Origin of the sequence: Thermoflexibacter ruber (assembly GCF_900113045.1) — a bacterium.
GTDB classification, from domain to species: Bacteria; Bacteroidota; Bacteroidia; order Cytophagales; family Thermoflexibacteraceae; genus Thermoflexibacter; species Thermoflexibacter ruber.
In genome coordinates this window covers 1-15207 of the sequence record NZ_FONY01000042.1, presented here as the reverse complement: position 1 = coordinate 15207, position 15207 = coordinate 1, and the positions used below count along the sequence as shown (strand labels likewise).

16 protein-coding genes and 3 tRNA genes are annotated in these 15207 nt (G+C 38.2%); 8 read left to right on the top strand and 11 right to left on the bottom strand.

Annotated features, from left to right (window positions below; all coding sequences use genetic code 11):
- The first annotated feature begins 206 nt into the window (after window positions 1-206).
- Both BM141_RS18540 and BM141_RS18535 read left to right on the top strand, forming a co-directional pair.
- Complete coding sequence (locus tag BM141_RS18540) at window positions 207-1844, top strand: NAD(P)H-hydrate dehydratase (protein ID WP_143090990.1); 1638 nt, start codon at window positions 207-209, stop codon at window positions 1842-1844.
- A 42-nt stretch (window positions 1845-1886) separates the two neighbouring features.
- The gene (locus tag BM141_RS18535) at window positions 1887-2618 is read left to right on the top strand and encodes a DUF429 domain-containing protein (protein ID WP_091548961.1); all 732 of its coding nucleotides are present in this window, start codon (window positions 1887-1889) and stop codon (window positions 2616-2618) included.
- On the opposite strand, the gene BM141_RS18530 is transcribed toward BM141_RS18535, so the two are convergent.
- Entirely contained in the window at window positions 2619-3410 is a 792-nt protein-coding gene (locus BM141_RS18530; protein ID WP_091548960.1) for an SH3 domain-containing protein, read from the bottom strand. It abuts the gene before it with no gap.
- Between the two features lie 150 nt (window positions 3411-3560).
- Here BM141_RS18530 and BM141_RS18525 point away from each other — a divergent pair.
- The 3 genes from BM141_RS18525 to BM141_RS18515 all read left to right on the top strand — a co-directional run bounded on the left by BM141_RS18525 (window position 3561) and on the right by BM141_RS18515 (window position 3971).
- Window positions 3561-3633 (top strand) — tRNA-Lys (locus BM141_RS18525).
- Between the two features lie 15 nt (window positions 3634-3648).
- Window positions 3649-3732 (top strand) — tRNA-Leu (locus BM141_RS18520).
- Between the two features lie 166 nt (window positions 3733-3898).
- Window positions 3899-3971, top strand: a tRNA-Lys gene (locus BM141_RS18515).
- A 41-nt stretch (window positions 3972-4012) separates the two neighbouring features.
- Here the strand turns inward: BM141_RS18515 and BM141_RS18510 are convergent.
- The 3 genes from BM141_RS18510 to BM141_RS18500 all read right to left on the bottom strand — a co-directional run bounded on the left by BM141_RS18510 (window position 4013) and on the right by BM141_RS18500 (window position 7644).
- Window positions 4013-4945: a sugar phosphate isomerase/epimerase family protein gene (locus BM141_RS18510; RefSeq protein ID WP_317039488.1), complete on the bottom strand. Its 933-nt coding sequence runs from the start codon at window positions 4943-4945 to the stop codon at window positions 4013-4015.
- Window positions 4946-4960: 15 nt separating this feature from the next.
- Complete coding sequence (locus BM141_RS18505; RefSeq protein ID WP_091548959.1) at window positions 4961-5689, bottom strand: esterase family protein; 729 nt, start codon at window positions 5687-5689, stop codon at window positions 4961-4963.
- Between the two features lie 224 nt (window positions 5690-5913).
- On the bottom strand, window positions 5914-7644 hold the full coding sequence (locus BM141_RS18500; RefSeq protein ID WP_177217453.1) for an alpha/beta hydrolase: 1731 nt from the start codon (window positions 7642-7644) through the stop codon (window positions 5914-5916).
- A gap of 215 nt (window positions 7645-7859) precedes the next feature.
- On the opposite strand from BM141_RS18500, the gene BM141_RS18495 reads away from it, so the two are divergent.
- Complete coding sequence (locus tag BM141_RS18495; RefSeq protein WP_091548958.1) at window positions 7860-8144, top strand: hypothetical protein; 285 nt, start codon at window positions 7860-7862, stop codon at window positions 8142-8144.
- Window positions 8145-8383: 239 nt separating this feature from the next.
- Window positions 8384-8872, top strand: a complete 489-nt coding sequence (locus tag BM141_RS18490) for a transposase (RefSeq protein WP_394331692.1) — start codon at window positions 8384-8386, stop codon at window positions 8870-8872.
- A gap of 365 nt (window positions 8873-9237) precedes the next feature.
- Here the strand turns inward: BM141_RS18490 and BM141_RS23465 are convergent, their stop codons facing one another.
- The 7 genes from BM141_RS23465 to BM141_RS18460 form a co-directional block, all read right to left on the bottom strand.
- Window positions 9238-9672, bottom strand: coding sequence for a hypothetical protein (locus BM141_RS23465; RefSeq protein WP_221407709.1), 435 nt, complete (start codon window positions 9670-9672; stop codon window positions 9238-9240).
- Window positions 9673-9714: 42 nt separating this feature from the next.
- Window positions 9715-10083, bottom strand: a complete 369-nt coding sequence (locus BM141_RS23460) for a PD-(D/E)XK nuclease family transposase (protein WP_221407708.1) — start codon at window positions 10081-10083, stop codon at window positions 9715-9717.
- Window positions 10084-10143: 60 nt separating this feature from the next.
- Complete coding sequence (locus tag BM141_RS18480; protein WP_091548956.1) at window positions 10144-10299, bottom strand: YegP family protein; 156 nt, start codon at window positions 10297-10299, stop codon at window positions 10144-10146.
- 616 nt (window positions 10300-10915) lie between these two features.
- Complete coding sequence (locus tag BM141_RS18475) at window positions 10916-12301, bottom strand: hypothetical protein (RefSeq protein ID WP_091548955.1); 1386 nt, start codon at window positions 12299-12301, stop codon at window positions 10916-10918.
- 1 nt (window position 12302) lies between these two features.
- On the bottom strand, window positions 12303-13424 hold the full coding sequence (locus BM141_RS18470) for a serine hydrolase domain-containing protein (RefSeq protein WP_091548954.1): 1122 nt from the start codon (window positions 13422-13424) through the stop codon (window positions 12303-12305).
- 120 nt (window positions 13425-13544) lie between these two features.
- Complete coding sequence (locus BM141_RS23805) at window positions 13545-13793, bottom strand: DUF2798 domain-containing protein (protein WP_143090989.1); 249 nt, start codon at window positions 13791-13793, stop codon at window positions 13545-13547.
- 796 nt (window positions 13794-14589) lie between these two features.
- Window positions 14590-14877 carry an acetolactate decarboxylase gene (locus tag BM141_RS18460; RefSeq protein ID WP_262509465.1) on the bottom strand — a complete coding sequence of 96 codons (288 nt, stop codon included), beginning with the start codon at window positions 14875-14877 and terminating at the stop codon, window positions 14590-14592.
- A gap of 83 nt (window positions 14878-14960) precedes the next feature.
- Here BM141_RS18460 and BM141_RS18455 point away from each other — a divergent pair.
- A partial coding sequence (locus BM141_RS18455; RefSeq protein WP_143090725.1) for a helix-turn-helix domain-containing protein occupies window positions 14961-15207 on the top strand: 247 nt, incomplete at its 3' end.

Here is a 15207-nt window from a genome sequence, read left to right as displayed (position 1 = left end):
TGAAATTAGTACAATTTATATCAAATTTACTAAGTAAATGCCTTATGTCCATAGTCTTTTTGTATAGAGTTACTTAAATGATTTATTAGGCATTGAAAAATAATTTAATTGAAAAGTAATACCTACTTTCAAAAGCAAAATTACATTTAATTTTGTATAATTATAATTCAAAAGCCAAAGAAACAGTAAATATAAAACATGTTACTATGAAAATCCTAACTGCCGAGCAGATTCGCCAAGCCGACCAATATACTATTCAAAATGAACCTATTAGCTCTATTGACCTCATGGAGAGAGCTGCTTCGCAGTGCGTAGATTGGCTACTTTATGATGAAGATTCACCTTTGGGATATTGTTTTTCTTTTGATAAAACACTAAAAATATTTTCTGGTATGGGCAATAACGGGGGCGACGGCTTAGTAATAGCAAGGCTTTTGGCAGAAAAAGGTTTGAGTAATATCCAAGTATTTATTATCAATTACTCAGATAAGTATTCCCCTGATTGTGAGGAAAATATAAAAAGATTGGAAAAAGTCATTCAGAAGTTGGAAAAGAAAAAAAACAAAAGTAATAAAAAAGCAACACTTGCGACCCGTGAGCCAATCCCCACCCAACAACATCTTAGCCTACATTACATCAAATCAGTTTCTGATTTTCCAGAGATTCAAGCAAGCGATGTAGTCATAGATGCTATTTTTGGCTCAGGACTTAACAAGCCTATCAAGGACTTTACTGCCCAACTCATTGCCTACCTTAACCATAGCAAGGCTCAAATTATCGCTATCGATATTCCCTCTGGTCTTTTCGCAGAAAACAATGAAGATATTGAGCATAGAGCTATTATTAAAGCAAATCATACGCTTACTTTTGAAGGCTACAAGTTAGCATTTCTTTACGACCAAAATTATGTTTTTACAGGCAAAGTACACATAGTACACATTGGCTTAGATAAAAACTTCATGGGTCAGCAAGCCTCTGATTTATTTTTATTGACTAAACAAGATATTTATAAAAAACTGAAAGTCAGACCTAAAACGGCTCATAAAGGAAATTTTGGTCATGCCTTGTTGGTAGTTGGGAGTGAGGGGAAAATGGGAGCGGCAGTCTTATCAGCTAAAGCATGTATGCGAACCGGGGTAGGTTTACTGACGGTACATGTCCCTAAGTGTGGTTACAATATCATGCAGACGGCTATTCCTGAGGCAATGGTCGTAGTAGATAAAAAGAAAAAAAGTATTTCTAAAATTTGCCGAGAATCTACTGATTTAGAAAAATATACTGCGATAGGAGTTGGGTGTGGGTTAGGTAAGGGAGAGAAAACAGTTCAGGCTTTTCACGACTTGCTCAAATCAACTTCTATGCCTATGGTCATCGATGCAGATGGACTGAACATTTTAGCAGAGAATCTGTCTTGGTGGGACTTTGTCCCTAAGCATAGTATTTTGACCCCGCACCCCAAAGAGTTTGAACGATTGTTTGGACGTGCCAATAATCCTTACTTGCGTCATCAGTTGCAAATAGCTATGTCTATACAGCGTCAAGTATTTATCATTTTGAAAGGAGCGACTACTTGTATCACTACGCCAGAAGGTAAGACTTACTTCAACACACAAGGCAATGCAGGCATGGCAACAGGAGGGAGTGGAGATGTACTTACTGGTATTTTGACCTCTTTATTAGCACAAGGATACACGCCAGAAGAGGCTTGTTGCATAGGGACTTACTTGCATGGTACTTCTGGCAATATGGCAGCCAAGAGATTATCTCAAGAAGCGATGATAGCGGGAGATATTATTAAATATTTGAGCAAGGCTTTTCGCTCTTTGCATTATGGCGAGGGATAAAAGCTAAAATTCATCACAATTTATTTTGACAAATAACCTAATATGCTGCAAATCATCGGTATAGACTGCGCCTCCAAAGCAGAAAACACAGCCGTAGCCATAGGGACTTACCAAAACTCAAACCTTTGGCTATCTGAGGTCTATATGGGAAATAAAAAACAAAATATTGCAGATCTTATCTATGCCAGCGTATCTTCGCCTGCTGAGGTACTGATGGCTATTGATGCACCTTTGGGTTGGTCTGAGCCTATGGGACGTTTACTTGCTTTGCATCAAGCAGGCGACCCTCTTGCAGAGGAACAAGACCGCTTTTTTCGTAGGCTGACCGATACTTTTGTGCATCAAAAAACAGGCAAGCTACCTTTGGAAGTAGGAGCAGACCGCATCGCCAGAACTGCACACTCTGCTTTGAAAATTATTGGCGAGTTACGAGCCAAAGGACTTTCTCTTCCAATGTGCTGGGAAGTAGGAAAACAAGATGCAAACGGCATCATAGAAGTATATCCGAGTGCTACACTAAGGGCATACCAAACTATATCAAGTGGGTATAAAGGTGATTCACCAGAGGAAAAAACCAAAAGGAAACAAATTATCCAAGATTTAGCGCCTCATATTCTTAACATCAGCGGCCTAATTCACGCTGATAGCCGAGCAGATATGTTAGATGCGGTAGTGTGTTTGCTTGCCGCCAAAGACTTCTTAGAAGGGTCAGTCTATCTGCCTGAGCATATCGCAATGGCTAAAAAAGAAGGCTGGATTTGGGTTAGGAAGTAGCTATTGAATAACGTACACGTTATTTGCTCTTAAGTAGGCAATATTGTCCTTGTCTTTCCACCTTACCTTGTACCAAATATCTTCTTGTCCAATGATTTGTACGCAATCCCCTTTATTCAGCATACTCACCATGTCCCCGCCTGCTGAGGGAGCATTCATCAAGAATACTTTTTCATTTTTTATGATACCCTTTTTCCAGTCCAACCCATAATAGTTATAAATAAAAAAGAAAATCGCTAAGGCAAAACTCAAAGCAATGCTTGGATAGAGTATTTCCTTTCCTTTAGCACGTCTATATATCAAAAATCCTAAAAATGACATAAATAGGATAAAAATGAAAGAGAGAAACCAAACTTGATTTTTCTTGTAAATAGCTACTAAATATTCTACATCGTTAGGCTCATAGCCGACAAGTTTGTGTTTAGAAGCAAGTTCAGAAATTTTGTTTAAAACCTTTTGCTCAGGATTGTTGAGGTAATAGAGATTGAGGTAGTACATGGTAGCGGCATAATCATTTAAACCTTCTGTAATATATGCCATTTGGAGCAACATTCTATAGGTAAAGTAGCCCTTTTTTTCATCTTCTTTATTTTCATTGCTGTCCTTTTCATCTTTGTTTTGATTGTCCAGCACCTCCTCAAATAATTTGAGCGCATCGGTATATTTGCGTTGCCTAAACAAAGAATCTGCCTTGTCGAGTTTAGTAAAATAATCTTCTGTATAGCCTGTTTGAGGCAGAAATGCGGCAACAAGGAAAAATAGTACAAATAAAAATAGACGGCAGGTTTGCATTTGAAAATTTTAGCTATTAATTTTGCACCGCAATTTACAGTAATTGCTTGTTAGACGACAAGTTTTTTTCATTTCTTAACTAAAATTGCTTTCTTTTTGAAACATTTTAGCTAAGATTTTTTGTTAGTGCTTAATCAATGTAGATGACTTGATTCCGTAGCTCAGTCGGTAGAGCATTACACTTTTAATGTAGGGGTCCTGGGTTCGAGCCCCAGCGGAATCACTTGACTATCCTAAAGCGCACGTGGCGAAATTGGTAGACGCACTACTTTGAGGTGGTAGCGGGAGCAATCCTGTGGAAGTTCGAATCTTCTCGTGCGCACTATATACTGATTAGCAAAGGGTTATGAATAAAAAGTAAAAATTTTTAAAATTAATGCTTTTTTACTTGCTTAATAAAGAACAAATCACGACCTTTGCAGTCCAAAATTATGAATAGGGCAATGAATTTTTGCAACTCATTCATAATCTTTTGTTTACGTTTATCAGATTCCGTAGCTCAGTCGGTAGAGCATTACACTTTTAATGTAGGGGTCCTGGGTTCGAGCCCCAGCGGAATCACAAAGAGCAATCGAGAATTTCCTTGATTGCTCTTTTTATTTTTATCTCCTCCCAAAAACCTCCTTAATACTCGCTAAATCTTGTCGGTGGGCTTCTACTGCACTAAGGGAAACATTGGTTTTCTCCTCCAGACATTGTTCTATGACCAAGTGTGGTTGTATCTTCATTTTTTCTATTTCTTTGGCAAACCGCAAGTAGTCTATGTCGCCCTTGCCTGCAAAAGTTTCTGTCCACGTTCCCCCTACCGACTGCCGAATGTGCAGTTCTACGATGCGTTTACCATAGAGTTTAAGTACATCAAAAACAGCTACTTGTGAGTTTTGTGAGCCTCTGTAAACCCAATGCACGTCAAAGCAAAAGGCTACATTTTCAGGGGAGGTATTTAGCAAGATATGGTGAAACTCTCTTGCGCCTGCCAGCATTTCCATATCGTGGGTATGATAGGCTAAGATAATGCCTTTTTTTCGTAACTCTGCTCCTAATTTTTCTACGTTCTTAGACTGCACCAATAGCTCTGCATCAGATTTGACCTCATTCCCGCCCCATCGGATTGGGCTTGGGTTAGTTACAAAAATCTGCGTATTCATCTGTTGCTTGGCTTCTTCTGCTATTTTTAGCACAGAAGTAATGGATTTTTCTGCTTCCTCTGCCTTGTGCAACAAGCTATTTACATACAAAGAGGGCATCAGGATATTGTACTTTTTCAAGATAGGAGCTAAAACCTTTACTTCTTCTGCACTTTGAAAACTCGGCTCTATAGCAGGGATACCTGTCTGAGCAAATTCGCTGATGCAAGCCTCCCAATCCTTTCCCCATTCTTTTCCTTGGCGGCGATAGAAAGTAACCCAATTATAAGTGTTGCAAGAAATAGGAAGGTTTTTTGCCTTTACTTTCGCAGAGAGCAAAGAAGGTGTAACCAAAGAAGCAAAGGCAAAACCCCTCAAAAAATTTCGCCTTGAAGTTTTCATTTTCATATCTTTATGAGTTCTTTACCACCTAATTTGCGACACATAGTCAGGTAACATGGCTCTCCAAGCAGGCCAGTCGTGAATCCCCTGCGCCCCCCAACGCACATCTAACCAGTGATTGATGCCTTTAGAGTGCAAAATACCCGACATTCTGTAATTGTCCTCTTTGCAGATGTCTTGGTCGCCTGTGGCTAAAATAATGCCCATTCTGCGGATATTGTCCAAGTACCACCCTTCGCCTAAATTGGGCATATACTCTACAGGGTTGTTAAAATACACATTGTCATCGTGGTAGCCCCACATGAAGGAACTAATGTCAAAAGCTCCCCCCAGACTAAACATGTAAGCCACCTTATCGGGGTGTCTGAAAGAAAAATTAAGGGCATGATAACCTCCAAAGCTACACCCTACCATAGCGACCTTACCAAAACCTGTTTCGTGCATTGCCCTATAGACTACCTCATTCAAAATCAAATCGTCATAAATGACATGATTCATAATTTTGTGGGCAGGGTGGATACCCTTATTGTAAAAACTATCGTTGTCAATACTATCAGGGCAATAAACCTTGACCTTGCCATTATTGATAAACCAAGCGATGGAATCTATCAGATGAAAGTCCTTATTTTGATAATACTTGCCCATAGAGGTAGGGTAAGCGATGATAGGAAAACCTCCATAACCGAAGGTAAGCATCTCAAACTCGCGACCTATGCGGTGAGAATACCACCTGTGATACTGTTCGTACATAAGCGTATATATGATAAATATTTGATAATGAATTGATATGTTGGCTTACTAAATGTAGCAAGTTGAAAAATCTTTAACCTGTTGTATATTCAAAAGTATGTAAATTTTACGTAAACTTTTTGAAAAATACTGACTTATTTGTCTGGGAAATACTCAAACCTGATAACTCTGTTAAATTACTTACATGCCTGAATCAACAATCCGATTTATATTTACAAAGCCACTTAGTACCTCCAACTTTTCAAATCTGCTCCTGCTGGGGCACTTTTTTGAATCCTATCTAAAATTTTGGGTACATACATGAAGTTATAACGCAAACGAGTAATGTGATTTGGCAGATTGGGGTCGCCATTCCAACAATGTTCCGCCCTATCGCCATAGGTTACTTCACCACCATAGAATGGATTTTTAGTACTTTTCAGGAAGTCTTCTACCAAATAAACCGCATTATTGAGGTAGTAGTTGTCCATATCGCCACAGTAAATATGGATTTTTCCCTCTAACTTTTTCCCAATTTTGTCCCAATCCCTCCTCAAGATATAACCTAAATCGTAGTTTTCTCGCCAATACTCAGCCACTGACCTATCTATTTCACCTGTGAGTTTGTCCCAAATAGGTTTAGGATAGCCGTCAGCCCCTACGGGGGAGTACACTGCCTGCCAAATGTCCCACTGGTCGCCTGAGCGAGATTTTGTTCCCAATGCTAATTCCTTCAAATTAGCATCCTCCAGCGTACAATATACATGTCCCAAATAATCTCTCTTGCCGGGACGAGGCACCCTCTTAAAAGCCCCCTCTTGGTAATAAGCATTTTTATCTTTGTAGATGTCCACTACGGTATAAGCTCTAAAATCTATGGGGTCAGGGCAAGCGGCAAAGCAACCATTAAACTCGTCAGGATAAAAAACCTGTACAGCTAAGGCTTCCCAGCCTCCTGTAGAGCCACCATAGGTGAATCTTGCCCAGCCTTGCCCGATTCCTCTAAACTGCTTTTCTATATGCGGGATTAGTTCATACATAATCGCATCTCCATAAGGTCCTAAGTTAGCAGAATTGACCGCATAGGAGTCGTCATAGTAAGGGTTAGCGTGCTGAATTTCAATGATTAAGAAGCGTGGAAAATCTTTGCTCGTCCAAAGTTTATAGAAATTGTAGGCTTCTTCTTGGACTATTTTATTGTATCCGTAAATTCTAAATCTTTCACTGTAGTCAGTGGTAGGGAGGTTGGGGTCTGGAGGAGTTTCTCTGAATCCGCCAAAGTCATAGGGAAAATGCCCGTGATAGACCATGAGCGGATAGCGTGCTTCAGGGTGTTCATCAAAACCCTCAGGGAGCAGAATATTTGCACCCAAGTACATATCCCTTCCCCAAAATTTAGATAATTTTTCACTCCTAATTTTCACGTGCTTAATGTATTTGGTGTCTTTGGGAGGGACGATAGGTGGGTTTTCTTTGGTCAAATCTAACTTGACTACTTTGGCAGTAGCAGGGTCTAACTCTACTTCCATGACTTCGCTGTAAATATTGCCCGGAGCAGTGCGGTAGTTTTGCCCTTCGCCTCTATCCATCGGCAACTTTACAGTATGCCCATCGGAGCGTTTGAAAGTTTCGTACTTATGCAAAAGTGCTTGCACGAAGTATTTTCCTTTGGGCAAGTTTGCCAAACTGCGAATAGGATAGCCAAAAGCCTTGCCGTCTATTTTCATGACTTGTTTTGCTTTCCAGCCGTCGACATCTAAGCCAAAAACTTGAGCAGTTTTTACCTCATCAACTACTTGAAAACGAGGTTCTGATTGGTTATGCGTAGCAATAAAAAGCAGCAAGCGACCATCTAAGGCTGTTTTACTTCTTTCCTCTGGAAATGTAACCTCAAAAGTGATTTGAGCATAGGAGTAAAGGTTACTTAGCAGGAGAAAACTACTTATAAATAGGAATTGGTAAAAATTTTTTTTCATAGTTTTTTAGTTTTAGATTACATGAATAAGTGATTGTACGGAGTGTTTTTGATTGTATGATGCTTTGTTATGCTCAGTAAAAATTGGTTTTAGTTTTAAAATTCCAAGAAATTAGCCTGTCTAATGCCTACTTTATTGTAGCATGACAAAACCTTTATAAATCATAGAAAAACCATAGTTTTGAGAAAATATTACATAAAAACACTCAAAAAGCTATGGCTACATATCAGGTTAAAAGTTTAAACAAAGGAAAAGAAATTATTGAAAATTTACAAACTCACTTGCCCAAAGTACATAAATCAATGCGAAAATTTATTACGCTCTTTGTATTGGCACTATGCAAGGTAAAAACAGTAAATATCGACAAGATAGCGAGTGGATTTGATAGTAAGGCAAGTACAGCGGCTGTTAAAAAAAGAATGCAGAGGTTTTTTAACACATATTTTATGGATTATCAATTAATAGCGTTGCAGGTGGTTATTTGGACAAAGAAGCATTAAATATTTATTAAAAGTTCAACTAACAGCTATTGCAGAGAGGATAAAACAGGAAGGAGATACCATCAAAGTTAAAAGTATTCATCACCGATTAGAAGACTTTTTTAGATAAGCATAGTGGCAATTCGTCCTGTCAAAATCGCATAGATTTATTACAAAAAGTGATTAATTTAATAGGAGTGGAAAGAATTGGGCTGGTGGTGGCAGATAGGGAATTGGTGGGTCATGCTTGATTTAAATTTTTGAAAAACAAGCAGATACCTTTTTGTGTTCGTATGCCTAAACATCATTTGATAGAACGGTTTGATGGGCGTATCCAATCAGCAGAGGACTTGGCAAGCCATCAGCCCTTGTATTTGAAGGATTGTTTGATAGATAGGGTATGGGTGAAGGTATATCTGAAAAAATTAGAAGGCGGGGATTTATTGTTTTTGGTAGGCACCATGTCTGACCCTAAACATTTAGGGCAAGCTTATCGCAAGCGGTGGACAGTAGAAACTATGTTTCAGCCCTTCAAAAAAAGAGGTTTTGACATAGAAAATACACATTTTAAACATGGTGATAAGTTAAAAAAATTAGTGGGTTTAGTCAGTATAGGATTTAGTGTATGTATGCATGTAGGGGTTTATGTAGATAAGAAAATTGAGAAAATCAAAGAAAAAAAGCATGGCTATAAGTCATACAGTTTTTGCAGGACAGGTATTGATTGGCTTAAAGATATACTCAAATAAAGTGTCAAAAAGTTTGAATGTTTTGCCCATAAGTTGATTAGATTTTTGATAGTTCAAAAAATAAAATTCTTTAAAAATAAACTAAAATATACGCTATCAAGTAGTTAAAAATAGTAGGGTAGAGTAGACAAATGCTACACTACTACTCAACAGGAATAAAAACAATAGATTTTTCATACTCTTTACTTTTTAGTTTGTCGTTGTAAAATTACCATTAACGGAAAAATGTTTGCGAAGGGCGGGCTTTAATAGCACTTTCCTTGCCCTACACACAAAGTTTATAGAAAGTACAAAAGCCTAAATTATGTACATCAGCCTGCCTTTTCGCGGGGCGACCCTCGCAAACATAATGTTAGGCACAGTTTTTACTCTTTCGCACTTCTTAATTGTTCAATTTTTTCAGTGGTTAAATCAGTCAAATCTGCGATAATTTGGTTATCAAAGCCTTTTTTAATTGCTTTTTTAGCCATATCAACTTTTTCTTCTTGCTTGGCTGTATAACTCACACTGGTTTCAATACGCCTGTTTTCTTGAAAGCGGTCATACATTTTCTTTTCCTCCTCTGTCAAACTTTCGTAACGCAGTTTTTCTTTGGCTTTGTCTAAACCTTTAGCCTTGAAATTGTCTTTTATTTCGCTGTTTTTGAGGAAATAAACCCACTCGTCAAGGGTGTCTTTGGCTACATCATTAAAGTTATTTACTTTTATAATGTAGTATTTCGGAAAAATATCAGATACCTTTTCTACTTTGAAATCTTGCTTTTGCAAACTTGTTGGTAGCAAAGTATCGTTTTGGTGCAAGCCTACAAATTCGCCTTTGTATTCATAAACATAATCTTTGCCCTACCCTAAACCAAAATAGACAATATTTATAGAGTAAATTTTTTTAATTGTTCCGTAGGGTTCGCCTTCTTTAATATACTCGGTTACTAATTTGGACACACCAAAGAGCATACGTTGGAAATAATCTATTTCAGAATCATTTTGGACTTCCACTAACATCAATTCATTCCTTTGGCTTTTAACCAAAATATCCACACGATTGTATTTATCGTATTCGTCTTGCTTGTTGGCTTCGCTTTCCAAAATGCTTTCTATCGTTACATCAAAACGAAGTAACTCCGATAAAAAACCTTCTAAAATGCCAAAATTAGCTTTTTGGCGTAGCAATTTTTTCATTGCCCAGTCAAAACGGATTAGTTTCCTACTCATAGTGTTTTTTTACAAATTTATAAAAAGTTAGGCACATTTTCAGTGCCCTAACTCAAAAAATTAACCCTTGTATCCGTTTCGTTTTGCATTATCAATGCAATCGGATTTGTTTACATAACCTTGTGAAGATGAGCCTACTATTCGCCCATTAGGTGCTATTCTTCTCCAACGCCACAAGTTTTGTGGGTCTTGATAAAATTCCCATTTGGCATTCATAAGTTCAAATTTTAAAAATTGAAATAAACTGTGCCTGCACAAGATGCCTTATATTGAAAATTTGCTGCGGCATATTCTCCGTCTGTGTATTTTGAAACAGATGATACAATACAAAAAGTAACATCACTCCAACCATAACCTGTGTGATAAGCTATTACTTCCACTTTTTCCTTGCCAAAACTTGGTTGAGTGACTCTAATCTTTAAAGGCACTTTTACCCAACCATTATAGGTTTTCCTTTAACCAGTCACCCTGTATTCTTCTTGAAAGGCAAGCACATTTTTGTCCAATAAGTGGGCATAGGTACTTGAATAAGAAACTTGAAACAGAAATGTTGTCAAAACAACAAAATGGATTAAAACTAACTTGATTTTCATAAAACTAACTATTTAAAGTGAAACATAATTTTCATTTTAAGATAGTTAGGCTGTCAATTTTCGTTTCTCGCCTTTTCCGTTGGCTTTTTAAAATTATGCCGATAACGTTTTCGGGCTTTGCGTTCGGGCGGGTCTCGAAGCAAAAAACTGTCAACCCTGCACGGAACTTGAATGGAAGCACAAAGCCCTAATTTTGCAGGTCACCCCGCCTGACGCAAAACCCGTGTTAGCGGGCGTTATTATTTTAAGAGGGAAATATAACTATCATAATTCCCCAAACTCGTAACAGATTGAGTGGCTTGCGAAAAAGTACCTGCAAAAGTGCCTACTGTAACTGCATTCTCATTGGTTCGGTTTAATCCTATTGCATAATTTACATCATCTTGCGGGCTTCCCATAGTTTTTTGCCAAATGAACTTGCCATTTTTATCTGTCTTTACCACAAAAACATCTCGCAAACCTTTTGCTGTAAAATTATCATTATTCAAGGTAAGTGTGCCTGTGTAACTGCCTGTTAAAAAGATATTTCCGTTAGTATTTACTTCTATTTCGCAACCTTCTTCATTGCCTGTACTTCCTATTGATTTTGACCAGATTACATTCCCATTAGCATCAAACTTGGTAAGGAAAATATCTTTTTGTCCGTTGCTAGTAAGGTTAATTGAACCGAATAAAATTTGCATATCAAAGACACCCGAAACGTAGATATTCCCCTCTGCATCACTGTCAATTCCTCTTGCATAATTTTCACCTGTTTGTCCAAACCTTTTTGCCCAAAGTGTATTGCCATTGATATCAAGTTTGGCTATAAACACATCTCCGTTAGCCGAAGTCGCTGTTAGTGAAGTTGTGCCAAGCGTAAGTGTTCCTTTGAATGTACCTGTAATGAGTGCATTTCCGTTCTCATCAGAACTGATGCCTCTGCCTAAAACCTCACCTGTGGAAGAAAAAAGTTTAGCCCACTCTAAAAAACCACTACTGTTATGCTTGCTTACAAACATTCCGTAATTAGTAGAATTGTTGAGCGTTGTATTTTCAAAAGTTATACCTTTATTGGCAAAACCAATAGTCAAAATTTTATTATCAGATGTTACGTTGATTTCGTTGCCATAATCCGTGGCATCTCCTAATCCCATCTTAGCCCACAGGCAAGTGCCATTGGCATCAAATTTTGCTACAAAAACATCATCATCACTTGTGCCTGCATTTAGTGATATGCCGTTGCCAAAGTTGATATTTTTACTAAACATTCCTGTAACATACATATTGCCCATAGCATCGCCATCAACATCTACGGCAAGGTCGCTTCCTGTGCTGCTTCCAAAGGATTTTTGCCAAATAAAATTGCCGTTTGGGTCTAATTTTGCCATAAACAAATCCAACAAACCGTTACTCGCCAAAGATTGACCACCAATACTCATAGTCCCCCTAAATGTACCCACGATGTGCGTATTGTTTTGAGCATCTAAAAAAGTACCTCTGATGACTTCATCATTTGCACCACCAACCGACCTTAGCCAAGCAAATTCCACAGAGGGGGGTGTTGCAGGAGTGGGGTCTTCAGTTTCTTTTTGACAGGCGGCTAAAAATACTATCCACAAAATGCTAATCAATAAATTTTTCATGTTAGGGAGCGTCTATAATTTCATTAATCTTTTTTCGGATAAGCGTGTAAGGAGCTGTTTCAGCTGTAGGTTGCGTGTTTACCGCCCCGAGTGTTCTTTGCACAAAAAGAATTCCAATGACATTTCTTTTCTTATCAATCCAAGGGCTGAAACCAAACGCACCTTGCGAGCCAAAGGCAGTAGGAACTCCGTTGGTTACTTCCTCCACCCAACATCCCAAGCCATACCGAAAATTTTGCCTCAAAGGGTCACCTTCATAGGGCGTAAAGGCAATTGGCATTCCGTTGGTTTGGTCTTTGAGCATTTCATCAATAGCATTTTTTGAAAGTATTTGTACCCCGTTAAACTTTCCATCATTCAAGAGCATGAGTAATAGATTGGCAAATTCCATCATTCTTGTACCTGCCCCACCAGCAATACGGTAGTTGGTGGTGTTACCCAAAGCAACATAATTGGTATTGGGCATTGCTAATTTGTCTGCTACCTGTTCTTTAAAAATAACATCCCAAGTTTTTCCAGTAACTTTTTCTGCAATTCCGCCTGCTACGTGCATACTCACTCCACCATAACCAAATTTAGACCCATTGGGTGCGTAAGGCATTGAGGCTGCTGGCACATTATTTGTACCTATCACTCCACCTTGCCCAATTCCTTTCACCGCCTCTTGAAGGTTGACGAGGTCGGTACTAATCCATTGACTACCGCCTGCAAAACCTGATGTGTGCGACATTAATTGCCTTACTGTAATATCTTTTCTATCAGTAGCAGCAAATTCGGCCGGATAGAATAAACTTACTTTGTCATTTAAATTCACCAAACCTTTATCTACCAATGCCATTATAGTAACCATAGAAGGCAGTTTAGACCCCGAAGCAATAGGAATGTAGGTATTGTCGTTGTACGAGCCAAAGTATTGCTTGTACAATATTGTTCCATCTTTGCTCATCAAAAGTAGCCCTGCATTGCCATTGAAAGCCGATAAATTGCTTTGCATAATGGCTGTAAGAGGTGAAAAATCTTTCTCAGAGAGAGGAGGGGTAGTTGGTTGTGGTGTATCTTCTTTGCTGCAAGATACAAACAGCAAAAAAGTTAAGAGTTTGATAATTGAAAGTATTTTTTGCATACGAAGTGAGGTTAATATGATCAATTTTCAACCTTAGACACATCATCAAGATAAAGGTTTAAAGTCCGCTGATAATTTCGGATATAATGCCCGCTAACGGGTCTATCCCTGCCTTTCTTCTCACTTCTTCTTGATTGAAGTCAATTTTACGAAAATCCAATCAGCCAATCGTCTTACCAATGGTCCGGTTATAAGTACAAAGGGTAGTACAGCAATATATGCTTTGAGCACAAGACTTAACCAATTGTAAACAAGGTTCTCAGTGCCAAATCCTTGCTTGAAAATTGTTCCGAGAAAACTAACATAGGTAGAGGTTAGTAAACTTATAATTATGCCAAAGAGGGCAAGTCTTTTAAATTCATTGCTCATATTACCCAATTATTTCGCTTAGTTTGTAGTTTTTCATTTTTAGCAAACGGCTTAGTGAAATGAAATGCGTAAACCCTGAAAGTGGAACGCCAAAAAGTGGTATCATAATTAAGGGCAGATGAATAACGGGTCTCATTCCTTCATCTCCCAAAATTGTTAGTGTGATGCCTGTGCCTACGGCTACAATAAAGTCAAGTAAGCCAACTATATTGAAGATGAAGTAATTCAGTTTAGAATGACCAAAACACGAACACGCTCAATCAAAAAATCCTGAAATAATATCACCATACGCTGCGTTATTGATGAACGTTTCTCAAAGCACTCCGCTGTACGACAAGAAAATCCAACCTGCAAAAATTCGCCAAGCATGAAATAAAGTAATCGCTTTCAGAGGAATGTTGTTGCAGAATTGCCTAAACTTATCGTTCAGTTGGTAATAAAGAATTAAGCTGCTCAGTATAAGTACTACGGCAGCACTGAAGACCGGGCGTGGTATAAGATTGAAAAATCCATGATACCCTAACAAAAAAACTGGCAATGCCCCAAAAAACAACTACGAGGGTAACTTGCTTTTCAAAGTCGTTTTGTTGTAACATTGTTGCTTGCATAAATTTGTAATTTTATTCATGCAAAGTCCGATAGTTTTTTCAAGAAATTACTTAGCAAATGGCAAGAAATTACTTTCTCAGAAGCTCCTTACATAGACGGCTCAACGATGTGTCGGTAATGCCGAGATAAGTTGCAACGTATTTCAATGGCACGTGTTGGAAAACTTTTGGATTTTCGGTCAGCAACTTTACTCTACTTGCTTTAAATCTTTTTCTCTGTTAGTTTTTAAGTTGATATTTTGCCAATCGGTGTGGGTGTTTTCTTCTATTATTAAACCTGAGGCTTTGTCAAGTTCTACTATAAGCGGGTTGTCAGTTGCAAAATCAAGGACATGACCACCTTTTGTTTTATCTTCAGAGATAAAATGCAGATGAAAGCCCGGAACGTTGATTTTTGCGGTGTATTGGGGCATATAAAATCCAACGCATGTTCCTGTAATATTCTCAAAATGAAAATTGTGCTGTCCACCTTTTATTATACTAAAAAGTAAAAGGTTTTGAAATTTGGATTAGGAAAATTACGAAAAAAGTACAATATTTGGTAATCAAATTAGTAAAAATGTTATCACAAGCAGACTATGATTTACTAAGGGAGTTACAACACAATGAACGCTATGCCAGAGCGTACAAGAAGATAACTGTGCTTTTAATGCTTCATTTGGGTCAAAGTATGGAGGTGATTAGTGCCAGTTTAGGCATCAGTGAAGGAACAGTGAGGAACTATCGGCAGCGATATGAGCAAGTAGGTTTGGAAGCCTATTTACAAGATAATTATCAAGGTTATACAGGCAAGTTGAGTGTGGCAC